Source organism: Candidatus Poriferisodalis sp. (assembly GCF_965208485.1).
Classification (GTDB): domain Bacteria; phylum Actinomycetota; class Acidimicrobiia; order Acidimicrobiales; family Poriferisodalaceae; genus Poriferisodalis.
On sequence record NZ_OZ242344.1, the window covers coordinates 62,903 to 87,339 of the forward strand.

Consider the following 24,437-nt stretch of genomic DNA (forward strand, 5'->3'; position numbering starts at 1 on the left):
GAAGAGGACGGCAGCAGATGAGCGTGCGCGTGGGCGTCAACGGCTTCGGTCGGATCGGGCGCAACTTCTATCGGGCGGCAGACCGCTCCGGCAGCGACATCGAGATCGTGGCGGTGAACGACCTAGGCGACACCGCCACCATGGCCCACCTGCTGAAGTACGACTCGGTGCTCGGAAACCTGCCGCACGAGATCGAAGCCACTCCCGGCGGCATCTCGATCGACGGCACCGTGCTGCCCGTGCTGTCCGAGCGCAGCCCCGCCGACTTGCCTTGGGCCGACTACGGCGTCGACGTCGTGGTGGAGTCCACCGGCATCTTCGCGTCCCGCGACAAGGCGGCGATGCACCTCGACGCCGGCGCCCCCTTCGTGATCGTTTCCGCTCCGGCGTCCGGGGCCGACGCCACGTTCGTGGTCGGCGTGAACGACGCCGACTTCGACCCTGACAACCACCGGGTCATCTCGAATGCGAGCTGTACGACCAACTGCTTCGTTCCGATGGTGCAAGTACTGGATCAGGCGTTCGGCGTGCAGCAGGGGCTGATGACCACCATCCACGCCTACACCGGCGACCAGTCGCTGGTGGACGGACCGCATGGGGATCTGCGCCGCGCCCGCGCCGCGGCCGTGAACATCATCCCGACCTCCACCGGAGCAGCCCGAGCCACCGGCCTGGTGCTGCAGGCCATGGCCGGCAAGCTCGACGGCACGTCGCTGAGAGTGCCCATTCCGGATGGGTCGATCACCGACTTCACCGCGGTGCTGGACGCAAGCCCCAGCAGTGACGAGGTCAACGCTGCCTTCGCCAAGGCGGCCGCAGACGGGCCGCTGGCGGGCGTGCTCGACTACTCCACCGATCCGCTGGTCAGTGCAGACATCGTCGGCAACCCGGCCAGCTGCGTGTTCGACGCCGGGCTGACGATGGTGATGGGCAACATGGTCAAGGTCCTCGGCTGGTACGACAACGAGTGGGGGTACTCGAACCGGCTCGTCGACCTGGTGGACATCACCTGCAATCGATGAGGCCGAGCACCGGGTTCGAGCGGCCCGCGAGCGAAGCGAGCCAGAGCGGAAAGCACAGGGCGAAGCCGTGGCCCGAGCGGCCCGTGAGTCCGTACTGAATCGATTTCGGGAACATGAGCGGGAAACAACAGGTGACGCAGAAGAAGGCCTTCCTGCCGACGCTCGAAGATCTCGAACGGCAGCTCGGGGGTCTCGACGGTCGGCGCATCCTCGTGCGCTGCGACTTCAACGTCCCGCTGCGAAGCACACCTGATGGCCGGATCGAGATCAGCGACGACTTGCGCATTCGTGAGGCGCTGCCGACGCTGTCGTGGCTGACTGAGCGGGGTGCGGACGTCACCGCCTGTTCTCACCTCGGTCGACCTGCGGGTGCCCCAGACGAGCGCTTCTCGCTCGCTCCGGTTGCCGAACGTCTCGCCGTATCCGCTTCGGGCGTGGCCTTGGTGGAGAACCTCCGCTTCCATTCGGGGGAGGCGGCGAACGACCCTGCATTCGTCGACTCCCTGGTTGCAGGCGAGATTGCGGTCCGCTTCGGCAATGGGACGAGATCTGCTCCCTTTGATGGCTATGTGAATGACGCCTTCGGCGTCAGCCACCGGGTCCACGCGTCGATCGTGGGTCCCCCCCGTTATCTGCCGAGCGCAGCCGGTCGGCTGCTTGCCCGCGAGGTCGACGTGCTCGGCGGCCTGCGCGCCGATGCTCGGCGGCCGTTCGTGGCAGTGCTCGGCGGGGCCAAGATCAGCGACAAGCTCGGCGTCGTCGAGGCACTCTCGGGGACAGTCGACACGCTGGTGATCGGGGGCGGGATGTGCTTCACCTTCCTGTCGGCCCTAGGTCATGGGGTCGGGGACTCGCTCTGCGAACCCGACTTCATCGAGACTTGCGAGCGGTTGCTGTCCGGCGGCGCCAACATCGTGCTCCCGAGCGATATCACGGCGCTGGATGCGGGCGGCACAGTGCGCCAGATGGGCCGCAGCCTTCCTGAGGGGTGCCGCGGCCTCGACATCGGTCCCGGCTCGGCTGCGGAGTTCGACGACGTCATCGCCCCTGCCAGAACCGTGTTCTGGAACGGCCCGATGGGGCTGTTCGAGGATGAGCGGTTCGTCGCCGGGACTCGCGCAGTCGCGCAGTCGATGGCTGACTCCCGGGCGTTCGCCGTGGTCGGCGGGGGCGACAGTGCAGCGGCGGTGGCCCAATTCGGCTTGGCGCCCTACATGGACCACATCTCGACCGGCGGAGGAGCGGGACTTGAACTGATCGAGCGCGGCGACCTGCCGGGGCTCGCTGCGCTGCGAGACTCGCCCTAGGTGAGGGGGCAGACGATGAGCCGAACGCCGCTCATTTCGGGCACGACCCGCCATGGGGGCGGGCCATTGCGATGAGGGGGCAGACGATGAGCCGAACGCCGCTCATCTCGGGCAACTGGAAAATGCACCTCAACCATCTCGAGGCGATCCAGCTATGCCAGAAGCTGAGCTACGAGCTGGCACGTCACCGCTACGAACAGGTCGAGGTCAGCCTGCACCCGCCGTTCGTCGACCTGCGCTCGTGCCAGACCGTCATCGACGCCGACCGGCTCGAGTTCAAGCTCGGGGCGCAGAACTGCCACGACCAGAACCAGGGCGCCTTCACCGGCGAGGTCTCGGCGGCGATGCTGGCCAAGCTGGACGTGAGCTACGTCATCGTCGGCCACAGCGAGCGGCGGGCGCTCTTCGGCGAGACCGACGAGATCGTCGCAGCAAAGGCTGCCGCCGTCGCCGAAGCGGACATGACACCGATTGTCTGTGTGGGAGAAACACTCGAAGAGCGTGAAGCGGGCCGAGCCGCTGAGGTTGTCAGCACGCAGCTGCGGGGCAGCCTCGCCAAGCTCAGCCGCGCGCAGTTCGAGACGCTGGTGGTGGCCTACGAACCCGTGTGGGCAATCGGCACCGGCCGCAACGCCGAGCCGCGGGACGCCCAAGAGATGTGCGCCACGGCTCGCCAGGTGATCGATGACATTCGCCGAGGCGTCGGCAGCGGGGTCCGCATCCAGTACGGGGGAAGCGTCAAACCAGTCAACGCCCAAGAGCTGCTCGCACAGCCGGACATCGACGGTGCCCTAGTAGGCGGCGCCTCCCTCGACCCAGTCCAGTTCGCCCGCATCGTCCAAGCTGCTTTGCAGGCGTGCATCAGCATCAAGGCAGCGCGACAGGCGAAGAACCAAGATCGAAAGAACCAAGATCGATAGGGAAGGGGGCGGGACGCGGTACCCGCGCGCAGTTATGAGGCGCCAAAGCCCATCCACAGCTCAGCAATGGCGCCTCATCTGTTTGAAGCACGGGTGCCGTGTCCCGCCCTCATCCCGGTCGCGAGACCCGAGTTGCAGGTTGCAAGTTGTTCCCGAAGTGGGTACTATTTCTAACAGCGTCGGTGACCACCCTCCGGCGCTTCCCTCTCACACCGGAGCAACCCCCATGGCCGTGCTTGATTCCGTCCGCGAAATGCAGGACCGCACCCTCGAGCAGATGAAGACTGCCCAGGAGCAGTTCGTCTCGATGAACGAGCGTGTTGCCGAGGCATGGCTGTCTGCTGTGCCCGCAATGTCGGGTCCGTTCGCGGAGTACCTGCCCAAGCCCACTGAGGTGATTGACACCTACTTCGGCTTTTTGGGCCGGGTTCACGAGGCCAACAAGGACTGCGCCTCCCGCATCGCTGCTGCGTGGCAGCGTGCCAGCGAGGACGCCTAGGCCTCATGGCCCCCTCCGACCCTGACGCCGCTGACGCGGACGATCGGCGGTCGGCAAGCCCGTTCCCGGGCTTTGACCAGCTCGGCGACTTCATCCGGGCTCAGCGCGAACTGATGGAGCTGAGCCAGCGTCAGCTCGCCAAGATGGCACGACTGTCCAATCCCTATCTCAGCCAGATCGAGCGGGGGCTGCACGAGCCGTCCGTTCGAGTGCTCAAGGCACTTGCCGAGGCGCTGAATGTGCGGGCGGCCACCCTGCTGTCGTATGCAGGCCTGATGGACCGCGACGACGTTCCCACCGTCGTCGAGGCGATCCAGGCCGACCCGAATCTCACTGATGAGCAGAAGACTGCACTGTTGGGCGTCTACCGCAGTTTCGGTGCCGGCGAGGCCTGAACCGGCATGACCTCGTCGGGTGTCGTCGATGTCGCGGGCAACAGTCTGTGGAGTGTCGCGTTGCGCATGGGAGCCACCGACGCCGCGCTGACCGCAGCGCGGTGGTGGGCGTCAATCCGATGGGGCATGGGAAGTGCCTCGGCAGTCGCCGCTGCTGCGCTGCGGTTCGGCGGCCGCACGGCCATCGTCGACGATGCCGGATCGATCGACTACCGCGACCTCGACAGAGCTGCGAGCAGCGTGGCTGCACGGCTGCGGGCTGCGGCCGCGCAGCCCGACGGCAGCCTCGGCGCGGTCGGCATCCTGTGCCGCAATCACCGCTGGTTTGTCGCGACGCTCGTCGCCGCAGAACGCGCGGGCTGCGACACCGTTCTGCTCTCGACTGCGTTGCCTGCCTCGAACCTCGCCGAAGTCTGTGCGAGGGACGGCGTTGCGGTCATTGTGGCCGACGACGAGTTTGCTGACGTCATCTCCCAGTCGGGCACGGCCGCGACCGTCATCGAAGCGGACGGCGACGGCACGAACTCCATGGCCCGCATCGCAGCCGAAGGCCTGCCGTGCTCGCCGCCGACGCGGCGTCCGAAGCTCGTGCTGCTCACTTCCGGCACTACGGGCGCTCCCAAGAGTGCGGTCCGGCCGCTGAGGACCACTCGTTCCGGCGGGACGGGCATGCTGCGGCGGGTGCCCTATCGCATCGGCGATCGGTACTTCATCGCCGCGCCGCTGTTTCACGCGTGGGGTCTGAGCCAGCACTTCGTCGGCTTGGCCACCGCCAGCACGATCGAGATGCGGCGGCGTTTCGAAGCGACCGAGGTTGCCGGCTTGATGTGCGAACGGCGGTTCGACGCGCTGGTTGTGGTGCCCTTGATGCTGCGCCGCATGCTCGATCTGCCGATTGAGCCTCCACCGACTCGGCGACCACGCATGGTGCTCAGCAGCGGCAACGTGCTGTCGGGAGACTTGGCCCGGGAGTGGATGGATCGCTACGGCGACTGTCTCTACAACGTCTATGGCTCGACGGAGACCGCCATCGGGACTATCGCCGACCCTGTCGATCTGCGGGCCGCTCCCGGCACCGTGGGTCGCCCGCCGGACGGCGTCACGCTCACCATCCTCGATGACGACGGGATGCCCGCGCCGAAGGGCACCCGTGGCTGGGTGCATCTCGCTAGCACGGCACAATTCCTCGGTTATACGGACGGCAGCGACGGCGACCGCGCCGGCACGCTCATGGCGACCGGTGACATCGGACGTCTCGATGCCGAAGGTCGGCTGCACATCTCAGGTCGCGCCAACGACATGATCGTGACCGGCGGCGAGAACGTCTTCCCTTCCAGCGTCGAAGAAGTGCTGGGTCGCCATCCCGGCGTCGAGGTGGCAGCGGTGGTCGGCGTCTCCGATCCCGAATTCGGTCAGCGCGTGGCGGCATTCGTCGTTCAGCACCCGCGTCGTCGAGTCGACTTGGACGAGCTGCGATCATGGGTTGCCAAGCGCTTGCCGAGTTTCATGGTTCCCCGCGACATCCACTTCGTGGATGCTCTGCCCATGACGACGACGGGAAAGGTCGTGCGGCACCGGCTGGCTGTGCTGGGAAATCCCGATCGCGTGTAGTGCACCCTCAGCCGTGTGTTGCGCCGTTCAGCAGCGCGTAGCGCCGTTCAACGAGGTGGTGACGACGCCAAGCGGCCGAACGTCTCGAGCGCTGCCCGGTCGACATAGCGGGTGACCTCGCGCTCGAACGGGTAGGAGAGGTGCGAACCTTGGTACCACAGCATGTCAGGGCGCTCCCAGTGCTCCCACAGTGTCTTGATGTTGCCGGGGCGCACCCAGCGGTCGAGCAGGCCGGCGTAGATGTAGCGGCGCTCGCGGGGCACCTTGCAGGGCAGCGACAGCGGTGACACCACCGAGAGGATCTGCTCGTAGGACTCCCACGACAGTCCCCACTGCTCGTAGAACGGCGGCAGCAGCGGCTCGACCTGCCGGCGCGTGCCGCGCGCCAGGTCGCTCTCGGGAGCCCCGGCGATCACTGCCGCCAAGTCGTCCTCGAGTGCAGCGGTCATGGCAGCCATGTAGCCGCCCAGCGAGATCCCGGACACCGCGACGGCGGTTGCCTCATGCTGGTCGTGTACCCAGCCGATGATCCGGCGGATGTCCCACGCGCCCTGCGCCACGGTGAACACGGTGTTCATGGCGCCTGCGTGGATGACTCGTGAGCCGCTCACGCCGATCGCTCGCGGACCGTGGAGCGGCAGAACGACGGCGATCACGTTGAGGCCCCAGCGCCGGTGGAGCCGGTGCGCGTACAGCATCCACATGTCCAACTCGGGTTCGCCGGTGCGGTAGCCGTTGACGGCCACAACCCACGGACGAGGCTGATCGGCGTGCTGCAGCATCCATGCGTGGGTGGTGCGCACCGGCCGGTAGCTCATCCAGCGCTCCCGTCCGGGCTCGCCGGGCCACGGTTCGAACTCGCTGCTGAACCGGACGTGCCAGAAGTCGGCATCGCCCGCCGAGATGGCGCGTATGTCCACACCGGTGTCGAGGGGCGGGGGAGTGCGGTGGTAGGCGGCGGGGTCGTCCAGCCAGCCGCGCTCAGCGTAGAGCCGGTGGGCCTCGGACAGCTCGGAGCGAAGGCGCTGGCGGAACGGTCCGTCGGGAATCCGCATGCGGGCCGTCGCCAATTCGACTTGCAGCGCCCACTCGTCGATCAGCCATTTCCAAGCGGCGGCGGGCGACTGGCGCACCGCAGGCAAGTCATCCTCGTTGTGGCCCCGGATCCACTCTGTCACCGACCCGGCCACGCGGCATCCGGGGCGCAGCGGCGAGGGGACCCGGCGGGAGGCCGGCCTCCCGCCGGGAGAGCGAGCATCAGTGTGGGCGGGTGCCATTCGGTGTCAAGTCTCTCTTGGTGATCCGGTTCTACAGAGCTTGGGCGTCAAGCCGTGCGAGCGCCGCGTCGGTCGACACGAGCATGCGTTGCAGCAAGTCTGCAAGAGCTTCTCGTTCGCTGGTGTCGAACACGGCGAAGATCTCTTCGTAGATGCGATAGGCGCGGGCCACGAAGTACTGGTGGCGGGCCGCTCCGAGATCGGTCAGCTCGACCAGCACTTCCCGGTGGTCGCGCTCGGCGCGCTGCTTGTAGACGAGTCCGTCGGTCTCGAGCCTGGTGACCGCACGGGTGACGGTGCTGGGTTCCACGTCCATGATGTCGGCGAGCGTCCGGATGGTCGCCGGCCCGTTGCCGGCCACAGCGTCCAGCGCACGGAACTGACCCGGCTCGATGGACTGCGATCCGCCGCCGAGAACATGCCGACGTAGGCGTTCGACTGTCGGTCCGAGCCGGGCGGCGCGCCACAATGCCGCGACTTTGTGGTCGAGATCCCAGTCGTCACCCCAGTCGGCGGATGGGGGAGCACTCGGCTGCCGCGCGTCACGGAGGCGGGGCAGTCCGAGCGTGCGGCGAAGGCCGCTGCCCCCGGACTGCGCTGGGCCTCCCGCGCCCTGCTGGTCCATATCGATCATGTACATCGGCTGCCTTCATAGCTTAGAGCGTCAGCGGATAGGTGGTTCGGTGGGCTGCCAGCGGTTGCGGTGGTCGATGAGTTTGATGACGATGATGAGCGTTATGGCGAGGGCGAGTTGGGCGAGGCGGTGCTGGGGTTTGCGGTCGGTGTTGCGTCGTAGCTGCCCGTAGTTGGACAGCCAGGAGTTGGTGCGCTCCACTGTCCAGCGCAGCCCCATGGGGGCGGCGGCCGGTTTGGGGTCTGTGGTTGTGGGGGGCCGCTTGGCGGGCCGCTCGATGTCGGCGATGCCTGCTTTGTGGACGGCCCGGTCGACGCGGGCGCCGATGTAGCCGCGGTCGAGATGGACGGTTTCGATGTCGTGGTGCAGGCCTCGGCGTTCGATCTCGGCGAGGGTGGGCTCGAACAGCATGATGTCGTTGCGGTTCGCGCCGTCGGCGGCCCACGCGACCGGGGTGCCCGCCGCGTCGGTCGCCAGCGACCACTTCCAGCCCAGTTTCCGCCTGTCAACAGGGCTTTTGCCAGTCCCCGCCCCGCCGCAAGGGGCCTTGTGGACCGAGCCGTCGACGCACAGATCGGCGAGCCGCAGGCCCATGATGCGGTCCCACGCGGCGATCGCCTCGGCCGCGATGTGATCGAACACCCCGGCGGCGACCCATTCGTCGCGGCGCGACCGCAGCGTCGTGTCAGACACCTCGCCGTCCAACAGGTGCTCAACGGACTCCCACGAGCAGCCCGTCACCAGCCTGATGATGATCCCCCGCAGGCACAGCCGATCCGATATCCGAGGCCGGTGACAGCCCAGCGGATGCGACCGGGGACGAGCCAACCGCGGCTCGACCGCAGCCCAGATGACATCCACCACCACCTTGCTCAAAGCGCGCATGATGAAACCGGCCTCCACGGTCGTCAAGTTCAGGACAACCCGACCAATACACCGGCGAACCAGACGACCCGTGGACGGCCGCCTATCCGCGCGGCCTCTTAGCCGATCCGTCGTCTTGCCGCCAGCGAATCATTGCAGCATGTCACACAGTCTTCTAGGTGAAGTGCTCTTTGCATTAAAGACGTGGCACCTATATAGTTGCATGGCGTCATGCAATTGAAGAGCGACGGAAACCGTCCCATCAGCTCATCGATTCGCACCGGCAAGCGTCTCGCACGCTGCTGGACCTCGTGACATCACACCGGACACCCTCTTACTCCGGAGGAAACAGATATGGCCAAGCAGTGGCGTGAGATCTACAACGAGTGGGAGAAGGCCGTAGCGCCGGGTCTCCAGCAGTTCGCGGCATCAGACGGCTTCCGCGACTTCATGGCAGCGAGCGCCAAGGTCACCAACGCGCTGACTGCTGAATTCGAGCGTGCCAGCCGGCGGTGGCTGCACTTCTGGAACCTGCCTGCTGCCACTGACGTGCGCAAGCTGCGCCAGCAGGTCGCCGCGGTGGACCGTGAGCTGAAGAGTCTCAAGAACCTCGTGTTCGACGTGGTCGCCGCTGACACCGGACAGGCCACGAACGGCCAGTCCCAGACTGCCGCCAAGTCGACAGCCCGCAAGACCGTCGCGAAGAAGCCGGCTGCGCGCAAGCCCGCCGCTGCTGCCGAAGCGTCCTGACCGACCCGATTGAACCGAAGGAAGAGCCATGTCTGCAAGCACGCTGATCAAGCCCAAGAACGGCGCTGACGCCAAGGGCCGATCGCCCTCCCACGACGCGGAGGTGCCCAACCTGTTCGCTCCGTTCGGCCCCGTCGCTGAAATGTGGGAGACCGGCATGCGACGCTGGTGGAACCTCACCCGCCATGTCATGGGCTTTGACCGTGCCCCCGTCGGCCAGACACCGCGCGACGCGGTATGGAGCAACGGCAAGGCCGTGCTCTACCGCTACCGCAGCGAGAACCCCACCGTGCGCCCGCCGATCCTGCTGGTGATGAGCTTGGTGAGCCGGTCGTTCATTCTGGACCTGCAGCCGGGCAACAGCTTCATCGAACGGCTCGTGGCCGAGGGATTCGACGTCTTCCTGCTCGACTGGGGCGTGCCCGACACCGAAGAGGCCAACAACACCCTCGAGACCTACTGTGACGACCTGCTGCCGCAGGCTGTCGCGAAGGTCAACCAGATGGGCGGCGAGGTCGGCGTCACCGTGTTCGGCTACTGCTACGGCGGCCTGCTGACGCTGCTGTATGCGGCCGGCCACCCCGACGATCCGATCCGCAACGTGGTCGTGATGGCCACCCCGGTGGACTTCACCAAGATGCCGACGGTGATGACCGGCGTCGGCAAGGGCGGCATCGATCCGTCGCACCTGATGGACTACACCGGCAACGTGCCCGCCGAGGCTGTGCGGGCATCGTTCACCCTGCTGACGCCCACCTCGGATCTCAGCACGGTGATGGACTTCTGGGAGCACCTCGACGACGACAAGTTCCTGAGCTCGTACCAAGCGATGACGTCATGGACCCGCAATCACATCCCGTTCCCGGGTGCCACGATGATCCAGACCGTCGAGATGTTCATCGAGGGCAACGGATTCATGAATGGCGACCTGATGCTGGGCGGTCGCAAACTGGACCTCGCCGACATCAAAGCGCCGTTCTTGAACGTGATCGCCGAGCGCGACCACATCGTGCCCCCCGAATCGACCTATGGACTTGAGAAGATGGTCGGCTCGAAGGACGCGACCGAGATGCGCTTGCCCGCCGGGCACGTCGGGCTGATTGTGGGCAACGGCGCTCGCAAGCGCTCCATCCCGTCGATGATCGGCTGGATGCTCGAGCACAGCGACGTCAAGGCCTAGCCACGGTTCTCCGGGCCCCTCAGGGCGAAGTGACGCTCATGGGCGAGAGCGCTGTCGGCGCACGCAGCCGGACCAGGCGAAGTGTTGCGCTGGTCATGGGTTCCGGCGGCATCGTCGGCGGGGCATTCCATGCCGGCGTGCTCAAGGCGCTCGAGGACGCCTGGGAGATTGATGCCCGCGAGGTCGGCCTGATCGTCGGCACCTCCGCGGGCTCCATCTCCGGCGCGCTGGTGGCAGCGGGTCTCAGCCCCAGCGATCTGTTCCGGCGCGAGACCCGCCAGCCGCTCAGTCCAGAGGGTGCTCGCCTGCTGGGAGCAGCGCGTGCGCGGCGAGGCCCCAAGCGCGATCCGATGGCAGCGTTCGGAGCGCCCATGGCCCCGCACGTGATGATGCTGGCTCTCGCGATGCCAGGCAGGGTGTCGCCCGGCACTGCCCTGGCGTCGATGCTGCCCTGTGGCAAGATCCCGACATCGCACGTGGCCGACATGGTGCACGGCCTGTTCGAAGACGTATGGCCGACCCGGTTGGATCTGCTGGTGCCGGTGGTCGAGCTCGACACGGGTCAGCGGGTGGTGTTCGATGCCACCGGGCCCGCGTCTCCGAGCGAGGCGGTCGCGGCGTCGTGCGCAGTGCCGGCGGTGTTCGAGCCCGTCGAGATCGACGGAACGTCGTACATCGATGCCGGCGTCCACTCGTCGGACAACCTCGATGTGCTGGGCGGCGAGCACTACGACCTCGTCGTGGTGAGCTCCCCGATGGGCATCGCCGGACCGCCGCTCGCGAGATGGCCGTTTGCGGCGCGGCCCCCGACGATGCCGATTGCCGCAGCCATGGAGTTCGGCGGGACAACACAGGCTTGGAACGCCCTGCGTGTGGCCAGCCGGATGGCGACCGAGTGCGAGCGACAGCGATTGACGGGGTGCAAGCGTGTGGAAATCGTCATGCCGGAATCGGCGGATCTCGATGCCATGGGCAACAACCTGCTGGACCCGCGGCGCCGACCCGCCGTGGCTCTGCAGGCGTATGCCACCGCCTCCGAGCAATTCGCGGCGCATCCCCTGTAGCCAGAGTCTCCGGCGCGTGCGCCGCCCGAGGCGACTTGGCGGCCGCGCCTGAGAACCCTGCCGCCGCCCGGGCCTAGAGTCGCGGCGTGCCTGCAGGCAACGAACCGCCCACCGGATTGACTGGCACCGGCCGGCCGAGCTTGGCCGACGGCCTGGTGGCCTTCGTCAAGCGTGACTGCCCCACCTGCCGCGATGTCGAACCGGTGCTGGCGGAACTCGTCGATCACGCCATGCGCAGCGGCACGCGCCTGACGGTCTTCACCCAAGACGACCCCGAGTTCATGGCTGTGCTCAATGGACCACACGCGAATGTCGTCCACGACGAAGATCTCGCAGCGTCGTGGCATCACGAGATCGAGACCGTGCCGACACTGATGGCAGTGATGGAAGGTCGGGAGATGGCTCGCACGGTCGGCTGGGACCGGCGCAGCTGGGAAGCCCTGAGCGGCACCGACGGCTTGGGCCTTCATCTGGCCGAGATGCGGCCAGGCTGCGGCTCGATATCGGTCGATCCGCTGCTGGCCGACGAGCTGGCGCTGCGATTCGGCGCCACGACGTTCGCGAGCTGCCGGGTCGAACTGGCGACCGCAGAGGATCCCGTCGAGGCGGCCTACGACCGCGGCTGGTCGGACGGGCTGCCGGTGGTGCCGCCCACCGAGGCACGTGTCGCGGCGATGCTGGCGGGAACGTCGCGGGCGCCGGACGAGATCGTGGCCGTGGTGCCGCCTGCGCTGGCCCCCTGCACGGTCGAGAAGGTGGCAGTCAACGCAGTGATGGCCGGATGCAAGCCTGAGTATCTGCCAGTGGTGCTGGCCGCCGTGGAGGCTGCGTGCACTGACACGTTCAACATGCACGGACTGCTGTGCACGCTGTGGTTCTCCGGGCCGATCGTGATCGTGAACGGCCCGATTCGCCGTCGCATCGGCATGAACACCGACAAGAACGCGCTGGGTCAAGGCAACCGGGCCAATTCCACCATCGGCCGGGCGCTGCAACTCGTGATCCGCAACGTGGGCGGGGGCAAGCCGGGCATCGGCGGCATCGACCGCTCAGCGCTCGGATCGCCTTCGAAGGTGGGCTGGTGCTTCGCCGAGGACGAGGAAGGCCTGCCCGACGGTTGGCCCTCTCTGTCGATCAGCCGGGGCTTCGGCCCCGGCCAGGACACGGTGACGCTGTTCGCCGGCCACGGCCCGATCGGCTGCATCGATCAGGTGTCACGGACGCCCGACTCGCTGATCCGCACGATTGCCCAGCAGTTGATGTGCGTGGGCAATCGCAAGCTGCCAACCGAGGCGATGCTGGTGATGACGCCCGAGCACATGTCGACGTTCGCTGATTCGGGATGGACCAAAGAGCGCTTTCACGAAGAGCTCGAGCCGCTGTTGCAGATGGACCTGGACTTCGCGGTGAGCGGGGCCGGCGGCATCGCCGAGGGGCTGCCCGAGGGCTTCGTGCAGCAGCTCCGGGGCACCGAGGTCGCCGGCAACCAGAGCGGCTCGGTCGACGGCGGCCTCGTGTTCGGCTCGGCTGGAGGCGCCGCCGGCGGGAGCCTGCGCAAGCTGCCGCCGTGGTCGCCCATGGTGGTGCGCGCCGGCGGGGGAGCGGGCGGCTTCAGCGCCATCATCGAAGGCTGGGTGCCCGGGGCCAAGGGCAGCACCCCGATCACCCATCCGATCACCCCCTAGTGCGGTGTCCACATGCCTACGCATGGTGATACCGAATCAAGACACTGGAACTGCGGGCAAATCTGAAGTTCGCAAGCGCGCGAACGTTTGAGGACACCGCTCTAGCGGCTCGCCCGCTTCAGCAGCGCACAGGGAGTCTGCACGAGGCGCCGGTAGCCTCAAGTCTCGTGATGGTGTGGATCATCGGCGCGATACACTTGTTGTCGGCATTCGGGCTGATCGGTCTCGTGCTGCTGCACAGCGGCCGTGGCGGCGGGGTGTCCGACATGTTCGGCGGCACGGTGGGATCCACCGCCGCGGGTTCGACCGTCGCCGAGAAGAACCTGAGCCGCATCACGGTGGTGGTGGCAGTCTCGTTCGGCTTCACCACGCTGATACTCGGCTTGCTGCTCGCCTGAACTGTCGTCGTTTCGGCGAGACACGGCGCGTAGCGTTCGAGGCACCTGCGACGAAGGAGCCCCGATGGTACGTCACGCGATCAAGACCCCGCCGCACCACGCCACCTGGCCGGAGTTCCTCACCCTGTGGCAGCTTGCCGACGAGATGGAGGTCATCGAGTCGGTGTGGAACTGGGACCACTTCTACCCGTTGGCACCGCCGTATGACGGTCCCGACCTCGAGGGCTGGACGATGCTGGCGGCGCTGGCCCAGGCGACCGAGCGTGTCCGCATTGGCGCCATGGTCAACGGCATGCACCACCGTCACCCGGCAGTGACCGCCAACATGGCAGCCACACTGGATCACATCTCCAATGGCCGCTTCGAGCTGGGGATGGGCGCGGGCTGGAACTTCATGGAGAGCGATGCTTACGGCATCGATCTCGGCCCGTTGCGGGACCGCTCGGACCGCCTCGAGGAGGGCATGGAGGTGATCGTCAGCCTGCTGACCAACAAGACGACGACGCACAAGGGCCGCTTCTACGATCTGACCGACGCGTGGTGCGAGCCCAAGCCGGTCCAGGACCGCATCCCGATCGTCATCGGCGGGTCCGGCCGGGTGCGGACGCTGCGCACCGTTGCGAAGTACGCCGACCAGTGGGACATGCTCTTCCCGGACGATGTGGCCGATTGGCAAGAGCTGGACGGGGTGCTGCGGGCGCTCTGCGAGCGTGTCGGCCGTGACGAGGCCGAGATCGACCGGTCCATCCACCTGAGCCTCGAAGCAGGGGATGCGGGCAAGGCGGCGGCCACGGCGCAGGAGTTCTTCGACGCCGGCGTCGACATCGTCGTGTGGTCGTGGCGGGGCGAGCTCGATCCGGGCCGCCTGGACGCGCTCGCGACTGCCATCGACGAGGTTTGAATCCCACCGGACGTTCGGGACGGCAGCGCTATGCTGATGCGCCCCGAAATGGCTGGGTAGACGATTGTTTCGGGGGCTTCAGTCGGAGTGGCGGAATTGGCAGACGCGCTAGATTAAGGATCTAGTGCCCGAAAGGGTGTGGGGGTTCAAGTCCCCCCTCCGACACCCGGAAACCATGTCAGGGATTCCCAGAAGTTCCCAAAGACACTGGTCAGAGGCAGTTTTGAGATTGCGGCCTCTCGGCAGTTCCCCCCTGTTACAGTCAGTTCCCACCTGAAGGGGGAACGGTTCCCCCCTCAGCAGGCGCCGAGGTGGAGGCCATGGGGAATCTGTCGGCCGAGACCGTTGAGCACGCACCGCGCGGCAAGCACTCGGACGGCGATGGGCTGAGCTTGGTGGTCAAACCGAGCGGAGCGCGGAGCTGGGTCGTGCGCGTGAGCGTGAATGGCCGCAAGCGCGACATCGGGATCGGGCCGTGGCCGGCGGTCGGGCTCGCGGTCGCAAGACAGCGACGCGACGAGATCAAAACTGACGCGAAGGCGGGCCGGGACCCGACCACTCAGCGCTCCGATGTCCCGACCTTCGGGCAGGCTGCCGAGCGAGTCTGCGACATGATGAGGCCGACTTGGCGGGACCCTCGCCACGGCGACATCTGGCTCGGAAGGCTCCGCAAGCACGCTGCCCCGCTCTGGCACATGCGCGCCGATCGGATCACCCGGTCCGACGTGCTGGCCGTGCTGCATCCCATCTGGCACTCCAAGCCCGAGATCGCACGACGGATCCGTCAAGGCATCCGCAAAGTGCTCGGTTGGGTCATGGCTCATCACGAGCACATGCTCGCCAACGCAGCGGGGGAGGGAATCGACGCGGCGCTCCCGCGCACCCCAAAGGTCGCGAATCACCAGCGGGCGATCCACTACGACGACGTGCCCGAGGCCATGTGTCGTATCGAGCACTCTGAAGCGTCGCCCGCGTCGAGACTGTGCCTCCAGTTCCTGATTCTCACAGGCGTGCGCAGCGGGGAAGCTCGTGGCGCACGGTGGTCCGAGATTGACCCCGATGCCACCTGGACGATCCCCGCCGACCGCATGAAAGGCGGCAACGCTGAGCACCGGGTCCCGCTGTCCAAGCAGGCTCTCGACGTGCTGACTGAGGCGCGTGAGCTCGACGACGGTTCCGGCCTGATCTTCCCTAGCCCGCTTCGGCACGGCCGCGAGTTGAGCTGGCAAGCGCTTCTGAAGGTGCTTCGCACGAATGGCGTCGACTCAACTGCGCACGGGTTCCGGACGTCGCTGCGGCAGTGGCTCCTGGAGTGCTCAGGTGCATCGTGGGCAGTGGCGGAAGCGTGCCTCGCCCACACACTCGGCAACAGCGTCGAACGCGCCTACGTCCGGCAGGCGGACCTGTTCGACCAACGTCGCCAGGTCATGTCCGACTGGGCCAACTTCGCCACCTCGTCACTGCCCTGAGTCTGGCCGAGGCGACCCTAGAAACATGGTTTCGCATGGCGAACTAGATGGTTAGTTCCAAGGGGTCAGTGCAAACATCTATAGTGAAAGATACTGAAATATACGCAAAGGATATTGAGCGCTCAGGAACACGGGCGCGAGCAGCGGATGTCCGAGCCGGAGCTGAGCCGGAGCGCAAGGTCGGCAACGGACTCAGGAGCCGAGCAACCCGCGATACGGAAGTCATCGATGTCTCTCGATTCTTCTTGGTCTATTGCACACTCAGGTTTCCAGCGCCAACCTTGGAACTAATCATCTAGGTGATGGAGACGGTATGGGCTTCCCCCCAATTGTGGAGGGTTGGTTAGTCGGTGTTGGTGTTTTCGTAGTCGGTCGGGCTGGTCATGTCGAGTGTGCTGTGGAGCCGTCGGGTGTTGTACCAGTCGGTGATCCATCGGGCGATGTCCCGGCGGGCTTGGCGGCGTGTGGCCCAGTCTCGCTGGTACAGCAGTTCGTGGGTGAGGGTGGAGAAGAGCGACTCGGCGGCGGCGTTGTCCAACGCACAGCCGACCCGCCCTGTCGAGCGGGTGATGTCGAGCTTGTCGCACGCTTTGGCGAAGTCCCCGGCGGTGTACTGGGAGCCCTTGTCGGTGTGGAAGATGACTCCGGCCACGTCGCCGCCTCTGGTGGCGACGGCCACCTCGATGGCGGCCTGAGCGAGCTTCGCGGTGGGGTGCCGGTCAGATGTGGCGAACCCCACGATGCGCCGGCTGTACAGGTCCATCACCGTCGCGAGGTGGACCTTGCCTTCGCCGGTGGGGATCTCCTTGAAGTCCCCGACCCAGCGCTGGTCGGGCGCCGCTGCGGTGAAGTCGCGCCCGATCAGGTCCTCCGCTGCAGCCTCGCCGTTGCCCGCTCGGCTCCGCCGGCGCTTCTTGGGGCGCGCAGCCAGGCCCTGGCGGGCCATGGAGGCCTCCACAGACCTGCGCGACACCGCCCGGCCCGCCCGGCGCAGCTGCACCCGGATCCGAGGCGACCCATAGGTCCCCTCCGAGCCGTCGAAGCAGTCCTTGACCGCGGCGCCGAGCTCGGCGCGGCGGGCCTCGATGCCCGACGGCGGGCCGCCCCGCCACCGGTAGAACCACGACTCGGACAGCCCCAGCGCCCGGCAAGCAACCGCGTGGGGGATCCGGTGCTCGGTCCTCTGGGAGACCACAAAACGCGCCGCGCTCACTTTGTCGCCTCGTTCACCCACAGGACCACGGATCGTTTGAGCACATCGCGCTCCATCTCCAGCTCAGCGCAGCGGCGCCGCAGCCGCACCAGCTCGGCACGCTCGTCAGCGTCGAGCGCCCCCTCGCCGGCCGCTCGGCGCTCCGCTTTGACCCAGTTGCCCAAAGTCCCCGCATGAATCCCCAGATCCCGGGCGACCACAGCGATCGGCTTGCCGGTCTCGATCACGATCCTCACCGCGCCAGCGCGGAACTCCGGATCGAACCTTCTTCTTGTCTCAGGCATCGCTCCCCTATTCCTCTGAGAGCATGCCTCCTAGATTCCGGGGGAAGCCCACCCCCCCACCAACGCATCCGCGTCCAACAACACCCGATCCGACCCAGCCGTCCCCTGCATCCGACCAGTGTCCCGCGCGCACCCACCACCCACGCGGAAATCGCGGCCAATAAATCAGCAGTCTCCTAGCTCGACATCCGCATCGCCCAGACCGCAGCGCTGGCATCGCTGGAAGCGTCGGCGTCGAGGACCCGCAGCAGCAGAGTCGCGGTGTTCGTCGACTAGAGGGGCAGGCCCTCGCCGGACCTCGGGGATCGACTTTGGCTCGGGTATGCATCGCGCAGGCGTTCGGCGGCGAAAAGGGCCATCGCCGGATGCTGTCTGGACTCGGGGACGCCTTGTTGGATGAGGTAAATCAGTTCGCCGAGGTCGGTGATGCCGAGTGAACGGATGAGGAGCTCGCAATCAGGCCGGTCGATGTGCCGTCCGCTCGCGAGCTTCATGGCCAACACGTAACGGTCACCGGCGGAGTCGATCACGAGGGTGCGTCCCTCGTAGAGGCGATCGGGCTCCATGGGGAGGTTCACGCGCTTGACGATGGCGTCGTCGTTGAGCCACTTCGTGCGCAGCCCGGGGTGGCGTTGGGCCACATCGGCTACGCAGCGGCGCAGCTGATCGGTCATGCCGTCGGAGACAACGTCGACATCGGTCGTGAGGCGTGCGTCGGTCCTCGTGGCGATTACCGCTCCCCCTGCGACGAACAGATGCAGCTGTTCGTCCACGCCTTCCTGGGCCAGGGTGTCGTCGAGTTCAGCGAAGTAGCGCTGCATGTCAGCGGCATTGAACGGCGTGTCGCCGACATGGGGGGTGGGATCAGCTGAACCCATGTACCCGATGGTCTTCGATGTCGACCGGTCGGAACCAAACGTCGTGGCGTGCGCACGCTGGTGGCGCTTCCGATCTCTCGTAGTCATTCCATGGGGTGGAGGGAAACTGAGGTTCGGTGAGGCTGATAGCGCGGCGCCGGCGCGCTGGCTGAGCCCACGTCGGAGCCGGTACGCCATCCCGATCGCACAACGCGTCGACTACAGCGGCGATCCTGCGCATGTCGAAGCGGCGGGCACCGAATCGGTGCCACCAATGAACCCGGCGGGGGGCAGCGGCGATCATCTCGAGGCGCATGGGATGGTCAGATGCCGCCCAGTCCTTGCAGAACTGCCTTATGCCGACGAGGCGAGCGCGGCCGTCATAATCAGCGATGAGTGCGGGCAAGTCACGGGCTCGCACGTTGCACTCGGGACCGGTGGTCGGCGATCGCGGGTCGAGAGCAGGCACGCTCTCAGGGTACCGAGGCTTAGCTGGGCGGTGTCCGCGACATTGAGTGCTGTTGGCTGCGGCGTCGCGGGCTCTTGGCTGTCGGGTCCGAATTGCCTGATCGACAGCAGAGCGGCTGATTCCTGGCCTGCGGAACATGAGCAGCGCGTGAGTGCTGAGCCCAGATTCACCGGTGGGGTTGGTGTGAGGGTGGGTGTGCGTCCGCTGGAAGGGCCTCTTGAGGTTGAGGTGTGTCTGAGTCTTCCGCGGAGTTCGGCTCGGTAATGAACCAAGTCATGTTGTCTCCTCGGGTTTGTTGGTGTTGCGGCGGTTGTGTTCGAGCCGTCGTGTTCGGGCTTGTTGGAGGCCTTGCCGGCGTGCCTCGCGGATCGTTTCTCCTCGGTGGTGGTGTTCGTCGTCGGGGGTGACGTAGCCGATCGCTTGGTGCAGTCTGACGGTGTTGTAGTCGGTCCGGACGCGGGCCAGCTCGGTTTCGAGCAGGTCGGGGTCGGCGATGTCGAGCAGGTGGGGCCATTCGTGCTTGATGCGGCCGAAGAAGCTCTCGATCCAGGCTTGGTCGGTGGGGGTGCGGGGGCGGCCGTGGTGCTGAGCGATGGCCATCATCGCCATCCAGACGCGTGTGTCGCGGCTGGTCATTGCGGGGCCGTTGTCGGACACGGCGAGCAGGATCGGCCGGTCGGGGTCGTCGGGGTCGAGATCGAGGCGTTCGTCGGTGAGCAGCTCGTCGAGGCCTTGGGCGGCGAGTGCTTGGTCGAAGACGACTCGCACCTGGGTGGAGGTCTCCTCAGTCGAGACCAGGGTGGCGACCCAGTAGCGGGAGACCATGTCGACGATGGCGAACACGCAGCGCCGGGCGCGCCCGAAGTGGGTGACGTCCCAGATCCAGACCCGGTTCGGCGCCCAGACCAGCCAGTGCGGCCACGGCGTCTTTGGCTGTTTCGGTACCGGGGGCCGCTGAGCCGGCACAAGGCCGTGAGCAGCCAGAACGCGCCGGAACGTCGAGGGCGCCACCCATACCCGGCCCTCGTAGGAGCCTCGGTGGGCGAGCTTGCGGTGGGACCGGTCGGTCGGCCCCCATTCCTCGGCGACCGCGAGGATCTCCTCGATCTCCCACCCCAGCAGCCCATGGACCGCAGCGCCGCCCGGGGCAAGGTCGCTGAGAGTGCCCAGCTCGCGGCGGCGGGCCCGCCAGCGATGCACCCGGTCGTCGGAGACCTGCCACACCCCAGCAGCCCACCTGTGCGACAAACCGGCGGCGACAGCGTCGTCGACAGTCTTGAGGACCAGTTCTTTCACCTCGGCGGGGACTCTCGCCGGGACCGGCCCGCTCAGTCCCAGCCGGATTTTCCCCGCACGATCGCCAACTCGATCGCTTGGGCCTTGACCGCCTCGGTGAGCCGGCCGATCTCCGCCTGGGCCTCTTCGAGCTCCCAGTTCCGCTCCCCCCAGGCCGCCCCGGCTTGCGGGACAACGCAGCCAAAGCAGCGTCTTTGACCGTGCGCCGGATCGTGATCACCGTCGACACGTCCACCCCCCACTTGCGGGCGGCATCGGCCTGAGTGATCGCCCCGCTCGTGACCTGCAGATAAATCTCCCACTTCGTCTCCGCGGACAGCTTCTTGGGCCGTCGCCGACCCTCGCTGATCGTCATCTGATGCTCCTTCGCTCCTCAGCGAGAACACAACCAGACTTGGACCATTTCCCGCCCCACACTCCGCGGCGAAGTCAGACGCAACACACCGCGTGATGCCATGACGGGAGGCACTTTCTGTGAGCGATGATACGCGGTTGTTGGACCGGGTCGAGGCAGTGTTCGACGAGGGCTCTTTGGTGGGGGACGCGGGTCTGCTGGCGGTGGGCACCTTGGCGGGCCGGCTGGGCTTGGAGGGCTTGATCGACGAGACTGTGCGTCCGCCGGCGGCGGGCCGCGGGTCGGGAGCGAAGGTGCTCACGGCGGTGTGCTCGATGCTGGTGGGCGGGTCGTTCTTCTCTGACGCGGATCGGCTGCGGGCCGGCTCGGCTGGGGCGGTGGTTGGGTTCGCGCCGGTGGCGCCGTCCACGCTGGGGACGTTCGCGAGGTCGTTCTCGTGGGGTCATGTGCGCCAGCTCGACCGCGCCCAGGAGCTCGCGTTGGGCCGTGCGTGGGCTGCTGGGGCCGCCCCGGCCGCGGAAGCGATCACGGTCGACATCGACTCCACGCTGTGGGGGGTGCACAGCGACGCGAAGCACGGCGCCGCGTACGGCCACGGCGGGCGGCTCGGCTATCACCCGCTGGTGGCGGCCCGCGACGACACCGGTGAGATCGTGCACTCCCGGATGCGCAAGGGCTCCTCGCAGCGGGGACACGTCGATTTCGCCGCGGAGACCTTGGCGCGGGTGCGCCGCCTGGCGCCGGGCGCGGCGCTCACGCTTCGAGCTGACGCGGGGTTCTTCTCGTGGGACCTGATCGACAAGCTCGACGCGCACGGCACGAGGTTCCTGATCGCGATCGCCCGCAACCCTGCTGTCGACAAGGCGATCGCCGCCATCGGCGACGACGACTGGACACCGATCGGCTACACCGACGACGGCGAAGCCCAGGTCGCCCAGGCCACGCTGACCAGCGGCCGACGCGCCGCGGGCAAGCCCAAGCGCACGGTGCGCCTCGTGGTGCGCCGCACCCGCCTCGCCGGCGGCCAAGCCGAGCTGTGGCCGAACTGGCGCCACCACGCCGTGGTCACCGACATACCCGCTGAGGGGCTCGACACCAAAGCAGCCGACACCGCGTACCGCGCTCACGCCCGCGTCGAGCAAGCCATCCGCGACATCAAAGCCGGCGGCCTCGCCCACTGCCCCTCAGGACGGTTCGCGGCGAACGCCGCCTGGCTCGCCTTCGCCGTCCTCGCCCACAACATCGCACGCTGGACCGCGCGCATCGGCCGGGTCCACGAACCCCGCAAGCTCACCGTTGGGGCCACCATCGCCCGACGCCTGCTCAACATCCCCGGACGGCTCGTCAACCGCAGCGGCCGACCCACCCTCTGTGTTGCGTCTGATTTTGCGCGACGGGTTCTGAGTTTTTTCGAGCAGCGTCGGTCAGGGTTGGCGGTCTCAGCGCAGGAGGCTGCCGATGACCGCTCCGCCGGGCCGGAGACCGAGGAAGATGCTCACAGCGGAGCAGAAGTACGACTTGTGGGTGCGGATGCTGACTGGGCAGATCACCCAGGCCGAGGCGGCGGCGGAGGCCGGCGTGGATCGGTCGGTGGTGTCTCGTTTGCGTGCGGTGGCACGCGACGGGGCGATCGCTGCGTTGGGGGCGTCGAAGCCTGGGCGGCCACGCCGGACGCGGGCCGAGGCGTCCGAGGCGGCGGCGTTGCGGGCGGAGGTGGAGCGGCTGGGCCGCACTGTTGTGGAGCAGGCCGTGGAGCTGGCGGTGCTGCGGGGAAAAACGGGCTGGGGATGAGCGGCCCTGTTCCCGCCCGCGTCGATGGGGCCGCCAAGGAGTGCTTGCTGGGGCTGATCGACGACGCCACCGCAGCGGGATGGACCCACGGCCGGGTGTGCGCGGTGCTGGGCATCGATCGGCGCCGGGCGTGGCGCTGGTCCCGGCGCCGCGACGCGGGGCGGCTCGATGACGCCCGCCCCGGGGGCCGTGCGGTCCATGGGCTGCTGGGGTGGGAACGCGACGAGATCGTGAAGCTGTTCGACGAATGGGGCGACGTCGACCGGTCCCATCGCAAGCTCGCCCACCGGGGCTCCTGTCTGGGCCGGGTGTGGGTGTCGCCGTCCAGCGTGGACCGCGTTCTCGCAGGTCACGGCCTCGCCCTGGCAGGCGTGCCGCGCCCCAAGCGGACGGCTCGCTCGCCGTGGCCCGGCTGGTGCGAGTGGCGCCCCAACCAGCTGTGGTGCTGGGACGGCACCCAGTTCCCCCGATGCCGGCCCGCCAAGCACGCCTACGCGATCGTTGATGTCGTGTCCCGCAAGTGGATCGCCGCCCACCTCACCGGCACCCCGGACTCGGTCGCCGCTCGAGTGCTGTCCGCCGAAGCGCTCCAAGCCGAGGGGCTGCTCACCGACGAGATCGCGGCCCGCTTGGCCGATCCCGACGCCGAGCCGCCTCAGCACGACGACATCCCGCTGCTGCTGGCGCTGTCGGACAACGGCCCCGAGATGCGCGCCGGCGACACCGCCCGCTTCATGGCCGCCTGCTCGATCGTCCAGCACTTCGGCCGCCCATCCACGCCCACCGACCAAGCCTGGATCGAGTCACTCTTCGGGCACCTCAAAGACGAGCACCCCTACCTCGACACGCTGGACCGTCCCGCCGATCTCGCCCGGGAGCCCGAACGCGTCCGGACCCACTACAACGAGAACCGGCTGCACGAAGGCATCGGATACGTCACCCCCCAAGACGAGCACCAAGGCCGAGGAGAACAGATCCGCCGAGCCCGCCGAGACGGCCTCCGACAAGCCGACGCCCAACGCCGCCACGCCCGCCGAAACCGCCCACTGCCATGACCAACCCAACACCACCGCCAGCACGCCGACGCTGCTTGAAAAACCCGGCAATCTGTCGCGAAGAGTCAGAAACACCTCACTGCGGCTCCCGGCCCGATGGCCCTGGGCAGCCCAGTTCACCGCCGCGCTGCGACACATCCGCAACCTGCCCCAGCGCTGCTGAGCAAACCCCAGCGCCACGCAGCGCCGCGCAGCACACCCCCGAGGCGCAGCACACAAACCACCCCCCAAGCCGCCGCCGACCCCGCACGCGTCCGAACCCACCAAACCCGCCCCAGCCACAAACCAACCCACCCACAACCCGCCCAACACCACACCACCCACCCCACCGGTGGATCTGGGCTTAGAGCATGCCTCCTAGATTCCGGGGGAAGCCCAGTTTTGTGGTTGTCGGGTTCGGTGGTTGGCAGCGTAGGTATGCGGACACCGCGCTAGGAGACTGCTGAGCAATTGCCGAAATCGCCGATTCATGGGCACAAAGCCGCAGGTCAGAGCGTTGCAGACTTGCCCGAATCCGAATAAATCAGCGGTCTCCTAGGCGGACCTATGGCGCAATGCCCGCTGTGCCTCGCGATCGGTCTCGCGCTTGCGGATCGCCTGCCGCTTGTCGTACAGGCGGCGGCCCCGGGCGAGGCCGAGTTCGATCTTGGCGCGCCCGTCGCGGAAGTAGATCTCCAGCGGGATGAGCTGCAGGCGGTCCTGTTCGGTGCGGGCACGCAGCCGGTTGATCTCGGCGCGGTGCATGAGCAGCTTGCGAGGTTGCTCGACCTCGTGGCCCAAGGCCGGCGATGCGTGGGTCCATGGGGCGATGTGCAGGCCCATCAGCCACATCTCGTCGTTGCGGACACGGGCATAGGCGTCGCCCATCTGGGCGCCGCCGGCGCGCAGCGACTTCACCTCGGTGCCGCGCAGCACCATGCCGCACTCGAAGGTGTCGAGCACTTCGTAGTTGCGCCGCGCACGCCGGTTCGACGCCACGACAATCCGGTCGTCTGCCACAGCGTGCAGGGTACGGCTGACAGTCTCGGCGCCTGCACCGATCCAGGACCGACGTAGCTGGCGGCGACCGCGGCCCGTAGAATCCTGAGCTATCAGGTCAGGAATTGCCCGAATCAGGCTGGTTCTTGGCACCGGATCCCTT

24 protein-coding genes and 1 tRNA gene are annotated in these 24,437 nt (G+C 67.3%); 15 read left to right on the forward strand and 10 right to left on the reverse strand.

The window, feature by feature from the left end:
• Positions 1 to 17: 17 nt before the first annotated feature.
• From gap to ACOGXQ_RS00355, 6 genes are all read left to right on the forward strand, one after another.
• Positions 18 to 1,022, forward strand: coding sequence for a type I glyceraldehyde-3-phosphate dehydrogenase (gap, locus tag ACOGXQ_RS00330; protein WP_419945496.1), 1,005 nt, complete (start codon positions 18 to 20; stop codon positions 1,020 to 1,022).
• 152 nt (positions 1,023 to 1,174) lie between these two features.
• Positions 1,175 to 2,329: a phosphoglycerate kinase gene (locus tag ACOGXQ_RS00335; RefSeq protein WP_419947438.1), complete on the forward strand. Its 1,155-nt coding sequence runs from the start codon at positions 1,175 to 1,177 to the stop codon at positions 2,327 to 2,329.
• A gap of 86 nt (positions 2,330 to 2,415) precedes the next feature.
• Complete coding sequence (gene tpiA / locus ACOGXQ_RS00340; RefSeq protein ID WP_419945497.1) at positions 2,416 to 3,249, forward strand: triose-phosphate isomerase; 834 nt, start codon at positions 2,416 to 2,418, stop codon at positions 3,247 to 3,249.
• Positions 3,250 to 3,475: 226 nt separating this feature from the next.
• Positions 3,476 to 3,748 carry a hypothetical protein gene (locus tag ACOGXQ_RS00345; RefSeq protein WP_419945498.1) on the forward strand — a complete coding sequence of 91 codons (273 nt, stop codon included), beginning with the start codon at positions 3,476 to 3,478 and terminating at the stop codon, positions 3,746 to 3,748.
• A 5-nt stretch (positions 3,749 to 3,753) separates the two neighbouring features.
• Positions 3,754 to 4,143, forward strand: coding sequence for a helix-turn-helix domain-containing protein (locus ACOGXQ_RS00350; protein ID WP_419945499.1), 390 nt, complete (start codon positions 3,754 to 3,756; stop codon positions 4,141 to 4,143).
• A gap of 6 nt (positions 4,144 to 4,149) precedes the next feature.
• Positions 4,150 to 5,754 (forward strand): AMP-binding protein, encoded by a 1,605-nt coding sequence (locus tag ACOGXQ_RS00355; RefSeq protein ID WP_419945500.1) that lies wholly within the window; start codon positions 4,150 to 4,152, stop codon positions 5,752 to 5,754.
• A 47-nt stretch (positions 5,755 to 5,801) separates the two neighbouring features.
• Here ACOGXQ_RS00355 and ACOGXQ_RS00360 read toward each other — a convergent pair whose 3' ends face one another.
• The 3 genes from ACOGXQ_RS00360 to ACOGXQ_RS00370 all read right to left on the reverse strand — a co-directional run bounded on the left by ACOGXQ_RS00360 (position 5,802) and on the right by ACOGXQ_RS00370 (position 8,568).
• The gene (locus tag ACOGXQ_RS00360; RefSeq protein WP_419945501.1) at positions 5,802 to 6,932 is read right to left on the reverse strand and encodes an alpha/beta hydrolase family protein; all 1,131 of its coding nucleotides are present in this window, start codon (positions 6,930 to 6,932) and stop codon (positions 5,802 to 5,804) included.
• Positions 6,933 to 7,062: 130 nt separating this feature from the next.
• On the reverse strand, positions 7,063 to 7,671 hold the full coding sequence (locus ACOGXQ_RS00365) for a MarR family winged helix-turn-helix transcriptional regulator (RefSeq protein ID WP_419945502.1): 609 nt from the start codon (positions 7,669 to 7,671) through the stop codon (positions 7,063 to 7,065).
• A gap of 24 nt (positions 7,672 to 7,695) precedes the next feature.
• Positions 7,696 to 8,568, reverse strand: a complete 873-nt coding sequence (locus ACOGXQ_RS00370) for an IS5 family transposase (protein ID WP_419947325.1) — start codon at positions 8,566 to 8,568, stop codon at positions 7,696 to 7,698.
• Between the two features lie 315 nt (positions 8,569 to 8,883).
• Between ACOGXQ_RS00370 and ACOGXQ_RS00375 the strand changes: the two genes are divergently transcribed.
• The 8 genes from ACOGXQ_RS00375 (at position 8,884) to ACOGXQ_RS00410 (ending at position 15,976) form a co-directional block, all read left to right on the forward strand.
• On the forward strand, positions 8,884 to 9,279 hold the full coding sequence (locus tag ACOGXQ_RS00375; RefSeq protein ID WP_419945503.1) for a poly(R)-hydroxyalkanoic acid synthase subunit PhaE: 396 nt from the start codon (positions 8,884 to 8,886) through the stop codon (positions 9,277 to 9,279).
• A 28-nt stretch (positions 9,280 to 9,307) separates the two neighbouring features.
• Positions 9,308 to 10,459, forward strand: a complete 1,152-nt coding sequence (locus tag ACOGXQ_RS00380; RefSeq protein WP_419945504.1) for an alpha/beta fold hydrolase — start codon at positions 9,308 to 9,310, stop codon at positions 10,457 to 10,459.
• 38 nt (positions 10,460 to 10,497) lie between these two features.
• Positions 10,498 to 11,523, forward strand: coding sequence for a patatin-like phospholipase family protein (locus ACOGXQ_RS00385; protein ID WP_419945505.1), 1,026 nt, complete (start codon positions 10,498 to 10,500; stop codon positions 11,521 to 11,523).
• A gap of 86 nt (positions 11,524 to 11,609) precedes the next feature.
• Complete coding sequence (locus ACOGXQ_RS00390; protein ID WP_419945506.1) at positions 11,610 to 13,208, forward strand: thioredoxin family protein; 1,599 nt, start codon at positions 11,610 to 11,612, stop codon at positions 13,206 to 13,208.
• 170 nt (positions 13,209 to 13,378) lie between these two features.
• Positions 13,379 to 13,606 (forward strand): preprotein translocase subunit SecG, encoded by a 228-nt coding sequence (gene secG / locus ACOGXQ_RS00395; RefSeq protein WP_419947439.1) that lies wholly within the window; start codon positions 13,379 to 13,381, stop codon positions 13,604 to 13,606.
• Positions 13,607 to 13,670: 64 nt separating this feature from the next.
• Positions 13,671 to 14,507, forward strand: coding sequence for a TIGR03560 family F420-dependent LLM class oxidoreductase (locus ACOGXQ_RS00400; RefSeq protein ID WP_419945507.1), 837 nt, complete (start codon positions 13,671 to 13,673; stop codon positions 14,505 to 14,507).
• Positions 14,508 to 14,588: 81 nt separating this feature from the next.
• Positions 14,589 to 14,672 (forward strand) — tRNA-Leu (locus tag ACOGXQ_RS00405).
• Positions 14,673 to 14,827: 155 nt separating this feature from the next.
• Positions 14,828 to 15,976, forward strand: a complete 1,149-nt coding sequence (locus tag ACOGXQ_RS00410) for a tyrosine-type recombinase/integrase (protein WP_419945508.1) — start codon at positions 14,828 to 14,830, stop codon at positions 15,974 to 15,976.
• A 343-nt stretch (positions 15,977 to 16,319) separates the two neighbouring features.
• Here the strand turns inward: ACOGXQ_RS00410 and ACOGXQ_RS00415 are convergent, their stop codons facing one another.
• From ACOGXQ_RS00415 to ACOGXQ_RS00440, 6 genes are all read right to left on the reverse strand, one after another.
• Complete coding sequence (locus ACOGXQ_RS00415) at positions 16,320 to 17,189, reverse strand: IS3 family transposase (protein ID WP_419945509.1); 870 nt, start codon at positions 17,187 to 17,189, stop codon at positions 16,320 to 16,322.
• Positions 17,186 to 17,473, reverse strand: a complete 288-nt coding sequence (locus ACOGXQ_RS00420; RefSeq protein ID WP_419945510.1) for a transposase — start codon at positions 17,471 to 17,473, stop codon at positions 17,186 to 17,188. The genes ACOGXQ_RS00415 and ACOGXQ_RS00420 overlap by 4 nt, the downstream gene beginning before the upstream one ends.
• Before the next feature lie 272 nt (positions 17,474 to 17,745).
• A complete protein-coding gene (locus tag ACOGXQ_RS00425; protein WP_419945511.1) occupies positions 17,746 to 18,351 on the reverse strand; it encodes a hypothetical protein in 606 nt (201 codons plus the stop codon).
• A complete protein-coding gene (locus ACOGXQ_RS00430) occupies positions 18,338 to 18,799 on the reverse strand; it encodes a hypothetical protein (RefSeq protein ID WP_419945512.1) in 462 nt (153 codons plus the stop codon). The genes ACOGXQ_RS00425 and ACOGXQ_RS00430 overlap by 14 nt, the downstream gene beginning before the upstream one ends.
• Before the next feature lie 273 nt (positions 18,800 to 19,072).
• On the reverse strand, positions 19,073 to 20,095 hold the full coding sequence (locus ACOGXQ_RS00435) for a transposase (protein ID WP_419945513.1): 1,023 nt from the start codon (positions 20,093 to 20,095) through the stop codon (positions 19,073 to 19,075).
• A 32-nt stretch (positions 20,096 to 20,127) separates the two neighbouring features.
• Positions 20,128 to 20,337, reverse strand: coding sequence for a hypothetical protein (locus ACOGXQ_RS00440; RefSeq protein WP_419945514.1), 210 nt, complete (start codon positions 20,335 to 20,337; stop codon positions 20,128 to 20,130).
• Between the two features lie 232 nt (positions 20,338 to 20,569).
• On the opposite strand from ACOGXQ_RS00440, the gene ACOGXQ_RS00445 reads away from it, so the two are divergent.
• Complete coding sequence (locus tag ACOGXQ_RS00445) at positions 20,570 to 23,296, forward strand: IS1380 family transposase (protein ID WP_419945515.1); 2,727 nt, start codon at positions 20,570 to 20,572, stop codon at positions 23,294 to 23,296.
• A gap of 534 nt (positions 23,297 to 23,830) precedes the next feature.
• Here the strand turns inward: ACOGXQ_RS00445 and smpB are convergent.
• Positions 23,831 to 24,295 (reverse strand): SsrA-binding protein SmpB, encoded by a 465-nt coding sequence (gene smpB / locus ACOGXQ_RS00450; protein ID WP_419945516.1) that lies wholly within the window; start codon positions 24,293 to 24,295, stop codon positions 23,831 to 23,833.
• Positions 24,296 to 24,437: the final 142 nt, after the last annotated feature.